Below are 14,776 nucleotides of genomic sequence, written 5' to 3'. Positions count from 1 at the left end.
GTTTTAAGTGGAATTAACGGCTGCCGAACTGCTTCCCGGCGGTTTACACACCGCCCTTCATACGACGCAAACTACGCTGCAAACGACTGTCTTCTTCCCTGACAGTTAGCATCACTTCTTCGATGTAGCTAAGGTGCTCGTTTGACGCTTCGCGCGCGGCATGTGGGTCACGGCGAACAATCGCAGCCAGCAGGCCTCGACGATGTTCGTTGGCGATTGTGGAGGCTTCCTGGCGACGGCTCAGAAGCTCCAGGTTCTGTGCAATGTTCTTTTCAAGCACAGTGGATAAACTCAGTACCAGATGCAACATGGCCACATTGTGAGACGCTTCAGCAATGGCGCGGTAAAAGCGCACAATAGCTGCTGCCTGCTCTTCAATGCCCTTGGCCGCTTCCACTTCAAGGATCATACGCTTGATATTCTGCATATCAGCGTCTGTTCCGCGCAGGGCGGCAAAGTAGGCCATCATGCCTTCAGTGGCGTGACGAAACTCAAGAAGGTCGTACTGACTTTCTGAGTCGTTGTGCATAAGTTCTACTACTGGATCGGCAAGACTTTGCCAGAGCTGTTCCTTAACATAGGTACCACCACCCTGGCGACGTGTTAACAAACCTTTAGCTTCCAGCTTCTGAATAGCTTCACGCAGAGACGGACGGGAGACCTCAAACTGAATGGCTAACTCACGCTCAGGCAAGAGTTTTTGCCCTGGCTGTAAGCTGCCTTCAAGTATCATCCGCTCAAGCTGCTGCATGATCACATCTGAAAGCTTTGGTTGGTTAATTTTGCTATAAGCCATCTGGCCCTCAGCTCCTTTGTCAATTGGTCTTACCAATTTATATGAGTGGACGCACTTTATCAAATCACACTTTTTCTGTCCATAGCGTGACACTGGTCAAACCAAGCGGCAGATTGTGAACAACAGCAAGCATTAAACTGGACAGATCAGACTATTCAACAAAATCATGACCTGAATCAATGTTTGCGCACTTTTCAAGCAAAAACAGTTAAACATCGCCCATATAACGGCTAAACCCGATATGAACTCCTGTTAATCACTTCCAAACGGCGAAAAAGTTAAATAGAAGGTTACTCAAGTGTAAGCAGTTTAATCCCGAATGCTACAGCCAGAAAGTTTTGTTTTTGACTTGTTCGACCGCTGCTTTTTTAAACAAAGTCGCGAAGATAAAAAGAGAGAAGAGCAACAGAAAAGCGAAAGGAAAAATTGGCGGGCAACAACAGTAAACAGATACCCCGGATATCCGGGAAGAAACAGCAACAGGGCGCCTACGCAGGCGCCCTGTTATATTAGCTGACCACACCAAATATGGTCAGCAGGGATAGTACACAAACCAACAGGATAAAATTGCGCTTGCTAAGTGCCAACATAGCAATGGTCGGCTGCAGACTTATTCCCTCTTCTCTGTCACAGGCCTGGGGCTCAGCCGCAACAGCAGTTTGCACTATGATATCCCTGGCCTGAGTAGTTGGGCTCAGGGCCAGCTTGCGCCAGGCATCAATGGATTTACTGAACTCACCGCACAGCACATAACCAAAGGCAAACAGGCGGGACGGGATCCAGTCCAGCAAAAACAGCAATTCGTCTACCAGGGGCAGGTCCAGCTTGCGTTTCAGCTTCTCCTCACTGTAAAAGCGCACGGTACAATAGAGTACGGCACCTATGGGGCCTGCCAGAATAAAGTACAGCGCCACCGCACCGTAATATCTGTAGTTGGTCCAGGCTACACTCTGCCCTACCCGGGCAGCCAACTGACATTGGTCCACCGCGTCCAGACACTCGCTGCAATCCAGCTCCTGAGCATAGTGAAAACAAGCCTGTACATCACCCCGGCAAGCGGCCTGTACATATCGTTTAAATGCATCCCGCTGGGCTTTGTGGGTAAAACAAAGCACTGCTACCGCAACCCAAAGAGCCAAAGTCAAGCCACCCCAGAACAGACCTGCCACCGCCCAGCTGACCACATACAATGCCGATGCTGGCAATACCAGAGCCAACGCCATCATACCGGCGCTGCTGACCTGCTCATCCCGGAATAACTGCTTGTGGTAAATAGCCAGCAAATGATCAAACTGCAGGCTGGCGGGCAAAACCTTCAGTCGCTCCACCAAGATCGCCATCAATAATGAAAATAAAGCCATCGGTTATTTTTCCTCAGTTACTTCCCCTGACAACAGCTCGCTGACGCCGGCTTTGAACCTTGCCCAGTCAAAACATGGCCCCGGATCTGTCTTGCGTCTCGGCGCGATATCACTGTGTCCTGTGATCCGTTCAAGAGTGATTCCGGGGTAGTCCTGCATTAAGCTAAAGCTTAGTCGTATCAATCTGTCGTACTGCTCATCGGTAAAAGGCAGGGTATCTGTACCTTCCAACTCAATGCCCACGGCAAAGTCATTACAGTTTTCCCGGCCGTCAAAACTGGAAACCCCGGCATGCCAGGCCCGCTCGTCACAACTGACATACTGCACCAGCTCACCATCTCTGCGGATCAGAAAATGCGCCGACACCTCCAGCCCCTGTAAATCAACGAAACTCTCATGGGCATGGCAGTCAAGACAACCGGCAAACAGATCGTCTATATAAGGTGTCCCAAATTGACCTGCAGGCAGACTGATATTATGGATCACCAGCAGGCTGACTTCGTCTAAAGGCCGGCTGTTTTTATGGGGAGATGGTCGCTGCATGGCATCGGCGTACCACCCCTGCATTTCCCTTTTCATCGGCACTGCGCGCCTCTGCGCCTAGAATGTATAAATTAATTCAATACTCTACCAGTTTTATGACAGTGACAATAGCAGCACGACTCTGACATTAAACCTGCCGAAAACCCGCGACCACTGAGCACACAGCCAACTGCCCACAGACGCAAATTATGCTAATCTTGGGCCGCTTCCCCTCCTTTATAGCCGTTTGTAAGGACAGCCAGATGCTAGAAAATGATATCCGCCTGAGCGTTAAAGCCGCACTGGAAGAAGATTTGGGTCAACAGGATGCCATCAGTGGTGATATTACAGCCCAACTGATCCCTGTTGATAAATATGCTGAAGCCACACTGATTACCCGCGAAGAAGGGGTATTCTGCGGCAAGGCATGGGCCGAGCAGGTATTCAATCAATTGGGTGGCCAGGTTGCCCTGCACTGGCATGTTGATGATGGCGATCTAGTCGTACCCAATCAGGTACTGTGTGAACTGTCCGGCCCTGCCCGCGCGATTCTCACCGGTGAGCGCACTGCCATGAACTTTATTCAAACTCTGTCTGGCGTTGCCACGCTGAGTAAGCGCTATGTGGATAAACTGGCAGGCACTCATACCAATCTGCTGGACACCCGCAAGACCATTCCCGGTCTGCGTACCGCACAAAAGTATGCAGTGACCTGCGGCGGCGGAAAAAATCATAGAATCGGTCTGTTCGACGCATTCCTTATCAAAGAGAACCATATTATGGCCTGCGGCAGCATTGAGGCTGCAGTCTCCACCGCCCGCAAACTGCACAGCGACAAGCCGGTAGAGGTTGAAGTTGAGTCTCTGGCTGAGCTGAAACAGGCACTTGATGCAGGCGCTGACATCATCATGCTGGATAACTTTGATGTCACCATGATGCACGACGCTGTCAGCATCAATAATGACTACAAAGCCAATGGCGCCGGTGCCAAACTGGAAGTCTCAGGCAACGTGACTCTGGATACTATCCGCAGCTATGCCGAAACCGGCGTTGATTATATTTCTGTCGGCGCGCTCACCAAGCATGTCAGAGCACTGGATTTGTCACTGCGACTAAAGCACTGAGCTGAACACTAGCCCTTAACCAACTGCTGAACAAAGTGCGTACCAGCCCCGACCTGCTCGGGGCTTTTTATATTCCAGTGTTCAACAGCCAGAAACAACAGTAATAACCACAACAAACAGAATTCCCAACATATTAAACCAGCAAAAAAGGAATTCTTGGCTCTTATTAAAATAGATTTTTCTATTAACATTCGTCTACACTCATAGCGGTTATAAAACCCGCCCCACATCGCGCACCAAAACTCTACGTAAAGCACAACAATAAGAATTTATGACCACCATGAGACTAATTTTAAATATCTAAAACCATCAATAGCTGCCGATAACACATATTTAAACAAACAGGCCAATACAACAACTCACTGACATTTAAGCAAAAGCGACAATAAATGCATCAAACGTCAAAAATACGCACCCTATCAATCACCTGAAGATCATCCACCTGCAGCTTTTAATCCGATTTTTTGGCACTTTATTAATATAAGTCATTCCATTTAGAGTTACTTTGTATTAACGTTTTAGCCGGATTGTTTGATGTCATACCAGTGGCACTCAACTCTTCCTATAACAAAACTGGGTATTTTGCATGATTACGGATTAGTGAATTATTCGGTGGCTTTCCCGGCCCGCTTTATTCGTAATCAGCACGATAAATACACAAAAAAGCAATTATTTTTCGGGCCTGCAAATGAAATGGTGCTGCGGCTACCAGATTCAATGAGCAGTCAAACTTGCCATTTGGAGCACATCGCCCGGTAGGTGTTATTTCATGCCTTTAATGTAATACGCCTCTGGTGACTCCCGGCAGACAATGGAGAAGACGATGAAAGGTATCAACTCAATGAAGAAAAACGCCCAGGGCTTTACCCTGATCGAACTGATGATAGTAGTGGCGATTATCGGTATTTTGGCTGCTGTGGCCTTACCAGCTTACCGTGACTATGTAGTAACTGCCGACGCTGGCGCAGGTATGAAAGCTGTAAGTGGACTAGCCTCAACAGCATCAGCTTGTGTTAGCTCAGGCATCGCTTGTGACACAGTTAATGCGAATATAACTGCAGCGGCAGGTGTAACAGGAACAATGGAACAAGACAAAGAATCCACGATTACATACGCTGGGGACAACTGCCAGATCGTTGGTACAGTCAAAATTGATGGTTCAGTAGCTTATACTGCAGATAAAGCAGGAAGCAATACTGATGCAGATCTATGCATAGAAGGTGCAGGATTAGGTTCCTAACCTAGAATAGATATAAACTGAAACGCCAGCAATGCTGGCGTTTTTTGTTTGTGATTATCCGTCCAAATTCTAAGAGCCGGGAAGAGCTCTAGCGCCTCAGGAACCCCTGAATTTTACGAGAAAGTGCAGTGTTGGATTTGGTTTACTACGCAACTAATAGCTTTGTAAATTGAGGACAGCTAGTATGGCAAGCCCTACCCTGTAACCGTAGAAATCACTTATCTCCTCGGCAAATCTAAATTTCAACATAAAAAGACAGTGAGCTATCACGACTCAACTCACCATTGCAATTACAACAAAACCAACACACGCATTAACAATAGAGGTATTTTGAACATCTTCATCTGGAAATCAGCCAGATAAACTCAAAAACATGTAAGCGCTTACTATTGAGACTATTAGCGTCAAAAAGTTATCACTAAGGCATTGTTCGCCAATTACCAGTCACAAAAGCTGACTTTGACACACATCTTTTCGCAAACTTCAATATTTTCTGCAGCATGGACAACTTTTTCTGTTCAAATCTGCCATAGTTTGTACTAGTGTTAGTGACATGTTCAGTTTGTTGTCATATTGAGCATGCAAGGCTGCCCTTGGCACGCCAACAGCCGGAACTCCGGCAACGGCCATGGAAAAGGCAACACAATACCAATAACAGGGATGCAGGGACACACAGCTTTTTGTCGTATCTAAGCCGTGACTTTCAGGGATTATCCAGGGCTGGAGCAAGCACCAAATAAGTTTGCCAAGCCAGTTGTTCATCGGGTGAACAGCGCGACTAACTAAAACTTAATTACAGCCTGACAAAGCCAACACAAGGGCAGTCATAGAAGGCACAAGAGAACATGGAGAAAGCAATGAAAGGCATGAATAATAAAGCTCAGGGTTTCACTCTGATAGAGCTGATGATCGTAGTGGCCATTATCGGCATCCTCGCTGCAGTCGCTTTGCCAGCGTACCGAGATTATGTAGTGACAGCAGATGCAGGTGCAGGCATGAAAGCCGTAGGCGGTCTAGCCTCAACCGCATCTGCTTGCGTTAGCTCAGGCATTGCTTGTGACACAGTTAATGCAAATATAACTGCAGCGGCTGGTGTAACAGGAACGATGGAACAAGATAAAGAATCCACAATTACATACGCAGGGGACAACTGCCAGATCGTTGGTACAGTCAAGATTGATGGTTCGGTAGCCTATACTGCAGATAAAGCAGGAAACAATACTGATGCAGATCTATGCATAGAGGGTGCAGGATTAGGCTCCTAACCTAGAATAGATACAAACTGAAACGCCAGCAATGCTGGCGTTTTTTATCGCTGATGATCCTGCCAAGTTCTGGGAGCCGAAAAGAGCTTTAGCTCTGCAGGTTTATAACTTTTAGCCACACCCAAGACCGCAACTAATAGACAGGTTGCTAAAATCCATTTAACCCATGCAGGATAATTTGCTTTATCAGTTGTATTAGATTGACTCACTAACGCAATCACTAACACCAGCACCATTTGAGATACCGGCATGACAATTACGCCACTTAGCAGTGAATAACCAAGTCCGGATAATAAACTAAAACGAATCAGGTAATCTGATGCAAGCAGAGCCTGTTGAAGCAGGACTTTTTTCAGCCAGTAGCCAGTAGACCCCAGCACCACAATTCCAGCCAATACTCCATGCTCATACAACAATTGCATCACTGAATTATGGGCATGGGCATGAGGAATAGGTTTCCCCTCAGCCCAAACAAACCCCATAGGCCCAGCCCCCAGCCAAAGTCTATTAGGAATCTCCTGCAATAAGTACCACCAGGTGGCTAACCTACCGGAGCTGGAGGTTCTTAGTTCAAAGCCAAATTCCTCTGTGAACATCCATGGAAGGAAAATGACGAATACCAGCCATATAAGCAGCCCCAGAAACAAAGACCTGAAAAGTACTTTCTTAAGTAGGTCTCCAACCTTTGTAGGTGCCAGCAGCCATATCAGCCAACTGGCAGCAATGAGAACAAGTAAGGCCCCCCTCGCTTCAGACTGAAACAGTAAAACCCAATAGAAACCAACAGTAAAAGTCGATATTCGACGGTATGCCTTTAAGCGACAGTCGAAGTGGGGAAGCAACAATATGGGAAGAAGCATCACCTGTAACTGGTTAAGAAAACGAACATTGCCAAAACCTGATACCAAATCATGGATATTTGGCGTGACTCCATCTACCAAATGAAACAGTAAATTCAGCACAAACTGCGCAAACAGGAACAATGAAAAAGTTAGAGTGAAAGCAAAAATACCTCTTAAAGCCGTTTGCCTTCCAACAATACTGATATAAGAAGAAAACACCCAGAACATTGCCAACAAAAGACAATAGTTGGAAAGTTCGACCAATCCCCACTCTGGCGATTCACTGAGCATCGCAGAAACTAAACCCAGCGCAAGAAAAGTAATGAACAACACAAGCAATAGTGGGCTTAGCCTGATCAACTTCAAAGAAGGAATCGCTATCAGGGTAATCGCAGACCCCCCCGCTCCCAACAGCATTAACAGGCGCTTTAAATCATACGAACTGCCAACGCTGAAGCCTGTGAGAGGATATACATAGGGTGATAACACAGTTGCAGTCAGAAAAATAACTCCCCAAAACAAACCAAAAACTACCGAGGGCCTTTGTTCTGGCAGCTGTATCATATTCAAAGTGTTAGTTCCTTTATCACAGGTTTTATCATTTGGGACTTCGGTTACCACTCAACACCACAAGCCGATCCATGGGTCGCTTAAAATCCAGCCGATGTCGAAAATTTCCCTCAGTTATTTCGGTGTTACCAGCAACTGAGCCCACTTTCTGGTTCAAATCAGGCACTCTTTGTACTAATGTTATAAGGTTGCGATGTCAGTTATTATGCAGGGTAATGTATCAAATTTTACTGCGCGAATTTACCGTTACGTAAAGACAGCAAGTGACATAATGACTTTATTTGGTTTCGTCAAAGCGCCAATCGTTTCTCGGGTAGTTTCCAGGACTCGCGCGTTGAGCAGCAACTTTGCTCAGATATAAAAGATCAAGCTCATTAAAGTTTGACACGAAGAGAGTGGCACCTCACTTGATTGCCAACCTGCTTCAACAAAGGTTTCCATAGAAGGAATTTTAATGCCAACAACAGGATTGCACTTGGGACTCTCAACACTGTTTGTCCGCAAAGGCCTGCTCACCGAAGAGCAGCTTGGTGCAGCTGTATCAAAAGCACGCCAGCGCCGTCAGGCGCTAGTGTCAGTAATTGTTCAGGAAAACCTGATCTCTGCCAGAGCGGTGGCAGAACTCTGCTATCAGGAGTATGGCACGCCTCTGCTGGATCTGGATGAGTTTGATGTAAAAGCCATTCCAGAAGAGTTTCTTAACAAAAAGCTGATCGAAAAACACCGCTGTCTGCCTTTGTTCAAACGTGGAAACCGACTTTATATCGGTACATCTGATCCCACCAATATTTCAGCCCTTGAAGATTTCCAGTTCAGCGCGGGCCTGCATGCCGAAGCAATTCTGGTAGAAGAGGACAAGCTGTCTAAAGCCCTCGAAGCTGTTCTTGAAGATGATCTCAGCGCCTTGGATATGTCCGGCCTGGATGAGTCGGCACTGGCTGATATGGAGGTTCAGGATACTGAACGCAAGGACGATGACAGAGAAGAGGGGGATGAAGCTCCCATCGTCCTTTACATAAACAAGATCCTCACTGATGCGATTCGTAAAGGAGCGTCAGATTTACACTTTGAACCCTACGAAAAGCGATACCGTGTACGTTTTCGTATTGATGGCATCCTGCACGAAGTGTCAGAGCCTCCGGTGAATCTTGCAGGACGTTTAGCCGCACGCCTCAAGGTGATGTCCAAGCTGGACATTGCTGAGCGTCGGGTTCCGCAGGATGGCCGTATCAAAATGAAGCTGTCCCGAACCAAAAGCATAGATTTTCGTGTCAGTACCCTGCCCACCATCTGGGGCGAGAAAATCGTAATGCGTATTCTCGACTCCTCATCGGCGCAGTTGGGCATCGAGAAACTGGGCTATGAACCGGAACAAAAACAAGCTTATCTGGAGATGCTAGCCAAACCCCAGGGCATGATCCTTGTTACTGGTCCGACAGGTTCGGGTAAGACAGTCTCCCTTTATACCGGCTTGAATATCCTTAACACCGAAGAGCGCAATATCAGCACAGCGGAAGACCCGGTTGAAATTAACCTCGAAGGGATAAATCAGGTCCATATTAATATTAAGGCAGGTCTGACCTTTGCTTCTGCTTTGAGATCTTTCCTGCGTCAGGATCCCGACGTGGTGATGGTAGGTGAGATCCGGGATCTGGAAACCGCAGAGATAGCCATTAAAGCCGCCCAAACCGGTCATCTGGTGCTCTCTACCCTGCATACCAATTCTGCAGCCGAAACTCTGACCCGCTTGGTCAATATGGGAGTTCCCGGCTACAACATCGCCAGCTCGGTAAACCTGATTATTGCTCAGCGTTTGGCACGACGTCTTTGTGCCGACTGTAAAGAGCCGGAAGAGGTGCCAGAGCACGAGCTGAAAAACCTTGGTTTTACCGATGCGCAAATCGCGGAAGGTTTCACCGTATACAAGCCCGTAGGCTGCGACAACTGTGCCGGAGGCTATAAAGGCCGTGTGGGTATTTATGAAGTGATGAAAATGAGCGATGAGATCGCCCGAATTATCATGGAAGGCGGTAACTCGCTGCAAATGGCAGATATGGCAAAGTCACAGGGAATGAAAGATCTTCGCCAGTCAGGATTGCAAAAAGTCATTCAGGGTATCACCAGCATTACTGAAGTTAACCGGGTCACCAGTGTCTGAGTTGGTTAACGGATTCGAGAAACAGGGAAAGTCATTATGGCAACTGCGGTAAAATCAAAGAGCCGGAGAAAAAATCAGAATAAGCAGCCAACTGTCCATACTTTCGAGTGGAAAGGTTTTAACAAAGATGGCAAAAAGACTTCAGGTGAATTCCGTGGTTCATCTGTGATGGAAGTTCGTAGTCAGCTAAAGCTGCAGGGCATAATTCCCAAAACAGTGCGTAAAAAAAATCCTCCACTGTTTAAATCTGAAAAGAAAATCAGTGCCATGGATATCGCCATGGTCACTCGTCAAATAGCCACAATGCTGGCAGCCGGTGTTCCTTTGGTTACCACCATTGAACTGCTGGGTAAAGGCCATGAAAAAGCCAAGATGAGAGAGTTGCTGGGAACCATTGTTACTGAAGTTCAGTCAGGTGTTCCTCTATCAGATGCTCTGCGTCCTCACAGACAATATTTTGATGATCTGTATGTTGACTTGGTTGCAGCTGGTGAGCATTCTGGCGCGTTGGATCAGGTATTCGACAGAATCGCCACCTATAAAGAAAAGGCTGAGGCGCTTAAATCCAAAATCAAAAAAGCCATGTTCTATCCAGCTGCGGTTGTGGTTGTTGCCATTGGTGTAACCGCGCTGCTGCTATTAATGGTAGTGCCTCAATTTGAAGAGATCTTCAAAGGGTTCGGCGCAGAACTACCTGCCTTTACTCAGATGATTATTGGGATTTCCAAATGGCTGCAAGCTTGGTGGTACATTATATTTGGTGGGTTGGCCGTTGGTGGTTTCTTGTTTGTCAGAGCTCACAGAAATTCACAAATGGTCAGGGACAGAGTCGATGAGTTTGTTCTGAAAATCCCGGCCATAGGAGATATTCTCCATAAAGGGGCCATGGCACGCTTTGCCCGCACCCTCGCAACAACTTTCGCCGCCGGTGTGCCTCTGATCGAAGGTCTTGAAAGTGCCGCAGGAGCGTCTGGTAATGCAGTCTATCGCAAAGCGCTGTTAAAAATCCGGCAGGATGTGATGGCCGGTATGCAGATGAATGTGGCTATGCGGTCGCCTAACCTGTTTCCGGATATGTTGATCCAAATGGTGATGATTGGTGAAGAGTCCGGCTCTCTCGATAATATGCTTAATAAAGTTGCCAATATTTATGAAATGCAGGTAGACGATGCCGTTGACGGCCTCTCCAGTCTGATTGAACCCATTATGATGGTCGTAATCGGCACTTTGGTGGGTGGCCTGATTGTTGGCATGTATTTGCCAATCTTCCAGATGGGTAATGTGGTAGGCTAACAGGCTGCTAAGTTGCAGCACTGTCATCATAAAAATAACGGTCCTCCAATGTCAGAATTTCTTCAATTGATGAGCCAGCATCCCTGGCTCTTTATTACTTTGAGTTTTATTTTCGCAGCCACAATCGGTAGTTTTCTCAATGTAGTCATTCACAGAATGCCTGTGATGATGAAACGGGAGTGGCAACAGGAGTGCAATGCCTATATAGAGGAGTACCACGCCTCCTCACTGGATAAGTCGGCGCTGAAGAAATTAACTGCCCCCATAGACAATTATCCCGAGCGTTATAATCTTATCGCCCCAGGTTCGGCATGCCCCAAATGTGGCAACAAGATTAAACCCTGGCAAAACATCCCGGTACTGGGCTGGATAATGCTTAAAGGCCAATGCGCTAACTGTAAAACCTCAATTTCGGCGCGCTATCCTGTTGTCGAGGCTCTCACGGGGTTGCTTGTAGCCGTACTAGCCTGGCATTTTGGCCCCAACATCCAATTTGCCCTCGCCGCTCTGTTAACCTTTATCCTGATTGCGCTGACATTTATCGATCTGGATGAAATGCTGCTACCAGACCAACTGACGCTTCCGTTGGTATGGCTCGGATTATTGGTCAACCTCCCGGGAACCTTTACCGATCTGCAAAGCGCTATCATAGGGGCTGTGGCGGGTTACCTGTCGCTCTGGTCTGTATTCTGGTTATTCAAGCTACTGACAGGTAAAGAGGGGATGGGCTATGGCGACTTCAAGCTAATGGCAGTCTTCGGAGCCTGGTTAGGTTGGCAGTTTCTGCCTGTTATTATTTTGCTGTCGTCTCTGGTCGGTGCCATCGTGGGCATAGCCATGATTCTGGCCAAACGCCTATCCCGTGAAAAGCCTATTCCCTTTGGGCCTTATATAGCGGCCGCAGGCTGGATTGCCTTGGTCTATGGTCAACAAATTATTGATTGGTATTTAGGAAACATGCTGTAGAGGTTGCCATGAGTCGATTCAGAATAGGCCTGACTGGTGGGATTGGCAGCGGTAAGACTACGGTTGCGAACCTGTTTGCAAAGCAGGGCATTACCCTGGTCGATGCAGACATCATTGCCAGGCAAGTCGTGGAACCCGGTTCGCCGGGGCTGTCGGCTATTGTTACCCGTCATGGGCAGGAGATGTTGCTACCGGATGCCAGCCTGGACCGCAGGAAATTAAGAGGTCTCGTCTTTAATCACCCCGATGAAAGGGAGTGGTTAAACGCCCTGCTCCACCCTCTTATTCGGCAGGAAATGCTTAAACAGCTCCAGCAGGCGACCTCCCCCTATGTGATTCTTGTCGTCCCCTTGCTATTTGAAAATGGGTTAGATAGTTTAGTTAACCAGACCGTTTTGGTGGATATTCCATCAGCACTGCAAATAACAAGGACATCACAACGGGATGATGTTGACGAAGCTCAGGTACAGAGCATCATCAACAGCCAAATGAGCAGGGAAGACAAACTCGCAAGAGCCGACTATGTGATCGATAATCAGGGAGACTTGGTGCAATTAGAGCATCAGGTCATGCAGTTGCATAAACAATTCTTAGAACAAGCAAAACTGAGCCCCGATAATGACTGACTTAATATACGAACAGCCGCTTAATGAAAAAATACGTAGCTATTTGCGGCTGGAGTATTTAAGTGAGCAACTCATCCAAAACCTTACCCACGACTATCAACACCGATGCTTTTATCCTCTATTTTCCCTCTGTGAGCTAAACGAGAGGTGTGACTACCGCAGTGATGTCATCAAGGATATCGATAAGCAGCTGCATCTGCTAAATGCGTGGCGTTCTTCACCTCAGGCTAATGCCCAACAAATCGATGAGCTCATTGCATCCATGATGGGAATGAGGGAATCATTGCAAACACCCGGCAGGCTCGGTAGTGAACTGAAACAGGACAGGTTTTTACAGGCGTTAAGACAAAGATTCAATATGCCGGGCGCCTGTTGCAACTTCGACTTACCTCAACTTCACTTCTGGCTGGGTCAGCCTTTTGAGCAAAGATGTCATGACTATGAGCAATGGATAGCATCATTTAAACCTTTGCTACATACCGTCAGCCAACTGCTGAAGCTCACCAGAGATACTGCTGAGTTTAGTTCTGTAACAGCTAATGCCGGCTTCTACCAAGGGGTCAGTGATGTTCCTCTTAGCCTTATTCGGGTTAAAGTGGATACAGCTCAGGGGTGCTATCCCACGATAAGCGGCCACCGAAACCGCTATGCAATCCACTTCGTCGACTTTGACACCCAAAAACATACAGATAAGGCTATCGAGTTTCAGCTGGCTGCTTGCCGCTGATACCAAGACTTAAATCAGTTACAATCATTCCGAGTTAAGCTATCCGGAGAAAGCATGCCATTAACGGTTAAATGTCCAACCTGCCAGACTGAGGTAGAGTGGAAAAGTGACAACAAATTCCGCCCTTTTTGCAGTGAGCGCTGCAAGTTGATTGATTTAGGCGAATGGGCCAGTGAGAGCTATACCATTCCCGTTAAAGGCGAATTTGATCTGGATGAACTGGATAACATTGGCTACGACGATCCGGATTTCTTCAAGGAAGATGACAAGTGACCAAACGAGTACATGTTGCTGTTGGTGTCATCATTGATGACCAGCAGAGGGTTTTATTAGCTAAGCGTCCTGGCCATTTACACCAAGGCGGTAAATGGGAGTTTCCCGGCGGTAAAGTGGAGCCAGGAGAAACAGTTACACAGGCACTCTCCCGTGAGTTGAAAGAAGAAGTGGCTCTTAATGTAGAGACGACATCCCCATTTATGGAACTCAGCTTCGATTATCCCGACAAACAAGTCTTTCTGGATATCCACACTGTCACCTCATTCACGGGCGAAGCCAAAGGGCTTGAAGGCCAACAGGTGGAATGGGTCCCAAAGGACAACCTCAAACAGTACGAGTTTCCCGAAGCCAACAAGGTCATTCTCGACAAACTACTCAGCGAATAACACTATCAGCTTTGAAAGCCCGCATAACGCGGGCTTTTTCATGCTCTCTGTTTAGCTCCAAGCAATCGTTACCAAGCTACTAGCCATCGTTTAAGGAAGGGAATTAACCGCAGGGCGAAGCTCTATATATGGAAGTAGTTGGACGCGAATACTGAGAGCGACTGGAGCGACTAAGTACGAAACACTTAGGGGTAGATATAGAAGGTGCTTGGTAATGGCCAGTTTCGAGACAGGCTCTCCGCGTTCATCTGTCGCATCAAACTTCGTTTATTGGGCGCTTGGCAATGACCTACTCTGAATTCCCGAAGGGAACACATGGGGGTAAATCCAGCACGCTCTGGAAGCGCAGCTTTCAGTGTTGGATTTACGCGGAATGAGGAACGAATGGAGCCGGGAGCCCCCTTTGGGAGGGCTGACGTCGGGGGTCGGTCTTTTCAGTTTTCTTATAAGTGGATAAGTCACCTGACAATGACGTACACCCAACTTGCAGATACCCTTAAAAATTTTTAAAACCCCAAACGCAAAAAAGCCACCTTATTCAGGTGGCTTCTTCACTTATTGGGCGCTTGGCAATGACCTACTCTCACATGGGGAAGCCCCACACTACCATCGGCGCAGCTGCGT

At 47.4% G+C, this 14,776-nt stretch carries 14 protein-coding genes; 10 read left to right on the top strand and 4 right to left on the bottom strand.

The annotated features are described in order from the left end of the window. Positions 1-43 precede the first annotated feature (43 nt). From pdhR to ampD, 3 genes are all read right to left on the bottom strand, one after another. Positions 44-796 carry a pyruvate dehydrogenase complex transcriptional repressor PdhR gene (gene pdhR, locus ACFOE0_RS00070; RefSeq protein WP_248936392.1) on the bottom strand — a complete coding sequence of 251 codons (753 nt, stop codon included), beginning with the start codon at positions 794-796 and terminating at the stop codon, positions 44-46. Positions 797-1,305: 509 nt separating this feature from the next. Continuing rightward, complete coding sequence (gene ampE, locus ACFOE0_RS00065) at positions 1,306-2,157, bottom strand: beta-lactamase regulator AmpE (RefSeq protein WP_248936391.1); 852 nt, start codon at positions 2,155-2,157, stop codon at positions 1,306-1,308. 3 nt (positions 2,158-2,160) lie between these two features. Continuing rightward, positions 2,161-2,736, bottom strand: a complete 576-nt coding sequence (ampD, locus tag ACFOE0_RS00060; protein WP_248936390.1) for a 1,6-anhydro-N-acetylmuramyl-L-alanine amidase AmpD — start codon at positions 2,734-2,736, stop codon at positions 2,161-2,163. A 206-nt stretch (positions 2,737-2,942) separates the two neighbouring features. Here ampD and nadC point away from each other — a divergent pair, with 206 nt between their 5' ends. The 3 genes from nadC (at position 2,943) to ACFOE0_RS00045 (ending at position 6,308) form a co-directional block, all read left to right on the top strand. Further along, on the top strand, positions 2,943-3,803 hold the full coding sequence (gene nadC / locus ACFOE0_RS00055) for a carboxylating nicotinate-nucleotide diphosphorylase (protein WP_248936389.1): 861 nt from the start codon (positions 2,943-2,945) through the stop codon (positions 3,801-3,803). Positions 3,804-4,626: 823 nt separating this feature from the next. Continuing rightward, positions 4,627-5,043 carry a pilin gene (locus ACFOE0_RS00050; RefSeq protein WP_346347862.1) on the top strand — a complete coding sequence of 139 codons (417 nt, stop codon included), beginning with the start codon at positions 4,627-4,629 and terminating at the stop codon, positions 5,041-5,043. 857 nt (positions 5,044-5,900) lie between these two features. Further along, complete coding sequence (locus tag ACFOE0_RS00045; protein ID WP_283106471.1) at positions 5,901-6,308, top strand: pilin; 408 nt, start codon at positions 5,901-5,903, stop codon at positions 6,306-6,308. A gap of 44 nt (positions 6,309-6,352) precedes the next feature. Here the strand turns inward: ACFOE0_RS00045 and ACFOE0_RS00040 are convergent, their stop codons facing one another. After that, positions 6,353-7,714, bottom strand: coding sequence for an O-antigen ligase family protein (locus ACFOE0_RS00040; protein ID WP_248936705.1), 1,362 nt, complete (start codon positions 7,712-7,714; stop codon positions 6,353-6,355). A 460-nt stretch (positions 7,715-8,174) separates the two neighbouring features. Between ACFOE0_RS00040 and pilB the strand changes: the two genes are divergently transcribed. Genes pilB through mutT form a run of 7 tightly spaced genes read left to right on the top strand, consistent with a single transcriptional unit; the run spans position 8,175 to position 14,152 of the window. Then, positions 8,175-9,878, top strand: coding sequence for a type IV-A pilus assembly ATPase PilB (gene pilB, locus ACFOE0_RS00035; protein WP_248936388.1), 1,704 nt, complete (start codon positions 8,175-8,177; stop codon positions 9,876-9,878). Between the two features lie 36 nt (positions 9,879-9,914). Further along, complete coding sequence (locus ACFOE0_RS00030) at positions 9,915-11,171, top strand: type II secretion system F family protein (protein WP_248936387.1); 1,257 nt, start codon at positions 9,915-9,917, stop codon at positions 11,169-11,171. A 48-nt stretch (positions 11,172-11,219) separates the two neighbouring features. Continuing rightward, a complete protein-coding gene (locus tag ACFOE0_RS00025; protein ID WP_248936386.1) occupies positions 11,220-12,137 on the top strand; it encodes a prepilin peptidase in 918 nt (305 codons plus the stop codon). 8 nt (positions 12,138-12,145) lie between these two features. Further along, positions 12,146-12,763 carry a dephospho-CoA kinase gene (gene coaE, locus ACFOE0_RS00020; RefSeq protein ID WP_248936385.1) on the top strand — a complete coding sequence of 206 codons (618 nt, stop codon included), beginning with the start codon at positions 12,146-12,148 and terminating at the stop codon, positions 12,761-12,763. Further along, positions 12,756-13,490 carry a cell division protein ZapD gene (zapD, locus tag ACFOE0_RS00015; RefSeq protein WP_248936384.1) on the top strand — a complete coding sequence of 245 codons (735 nt, stop codon included), beginning with the start codon at positions 12,756-12,758 and terminating at the stop codon, positions 13,488-13,490. Before coaE ends, zapD begins: the two co-directional genes overlap by 8 nt. Before the next feature lie 54 nt (positions 13,491-13,544). Next, the gene (gene yacG, locus ACFOE0_RS00010) at positions 13,545-13,763 is read left to right on the top strand and encodes a DNA gyrase inhibitor YacG (RefSeq protein ID WP_248936383.1); all 219 of its coding nucleotides are present in this window, start codon (positions 13,545-13,547) and stop codon (positions 13,761-13,763) included. Further along, entirely contained in the window at positions 13,760-14,152 is a 393-nt protein-coding gene (gene mutT, locus ACFOE0_RS00005; protein WP_248936382.1) for an 8-oxo-dGTP diphosphatase MutT, read from the top strand. Before yacG ends, mutT begins: the two co-directional genes overlap by 4 nt. Positions 14,153-14,776 lie beyond the last annotated feature (624 nt).

This window comes from Shewanella submarina (assembly GCF_042646185.1).
Taxonomy (GTDB): domain Bacteria; phylum Pseudomonadota; class Gammaproteobacteria; order Enterobacterales; family Shewanellaceae; genus Shewanella; species Shewanella corallii.
The sequence above is the reverse complement of the archived record's forward strand: the minus strand, read 5'-3'. Positions and strand labels throughout refer to the sequence as shown.

Coding starts and splice junctions, on each gene's coding strand:
- ACFOE0_RS00045 (WP_283106471.1), top strand. CDS start 5,901: ATGAAAGGCATGAATAATAAAGCTCAGGGTTTCACTCTGATAGAGCTG.
- ACFOE0_RS00040 (WP_248936705.1), bottom strand. CDS start 7,714: ATGATACAGCTGCCAGAACAAAGGCCCTCGGTAGTTTTTGGTTTGTTT.
- ampE (WP_248936391.1), bottom strand. CDS start 2,157: ATGGCTTTATTTTCATTATTGATGGCGATCTTGGTGGAGCGACTGAAG.
- ampD (WP_248936390.1), bottom strand. CDS start 2,736: ATGAAAAGGGAAATGCAGGGGTGGTACGCCGATGCCATGCAGCGACCA.
- ACFOE0_RS00050 (WP_346347862.1), top strand. CDS start 4,627: ATGAAAGGTATCAACTCAATGAAGAAAAACGCCCAGGGCTTTACCCTG.
- pdhR (WP_248936392.1), bottom strand. CDS start 796: ATGGCTTATAGCAAAATTAACCAACCAAAGCTTTCAGATGTGATCATG.
- ACFOE0_RS00025 (WP_248936386.1), top strand. CDS start 11,220: ATGTCAGAATTTCTTCAATTGATGAGCCAGCATCCCTGGCTCTTTATT.
- yacG (WP_248936383.1), top strand. CDS start 13,545: ATGCCATTAACGGTTAAATGTCCAACCTGCCAGACTGAGGTAGAGTGG.
- nadC (WP_248936389.1), top strand. CDS start 2,943: ATGCTAGAAAATGATATCCGCCTGAGCGTTAAAGCCGCACTGGAAGAA.
- coaE (WP_248936385.1), top strand. CDS start 12,146: ATGAGTCGATTCAGAATAGGCCTGACTGGTGGGATTGGCAGCGGTAAG.
- zapD (WP_248936384.1), top strand. CDS start 12,756: ATGACTGACTTAATATACGAACAGCCGCTTAATGAAAAAATACGTAGC.
- ACFOE0_RS00030 (WP_248936387.1), top strand. CDS start 9,915: ATGGCAACTGCGGTAAAATCAAAGAGCCGGAGAAAAAATCAGAATAAG.
- pilB (WP_248936388.1), top strand. CDS start 8,175: ATGCCAACAACAGGATTGCACTTGGGACTCTCAACACTGTTTGTCCGC.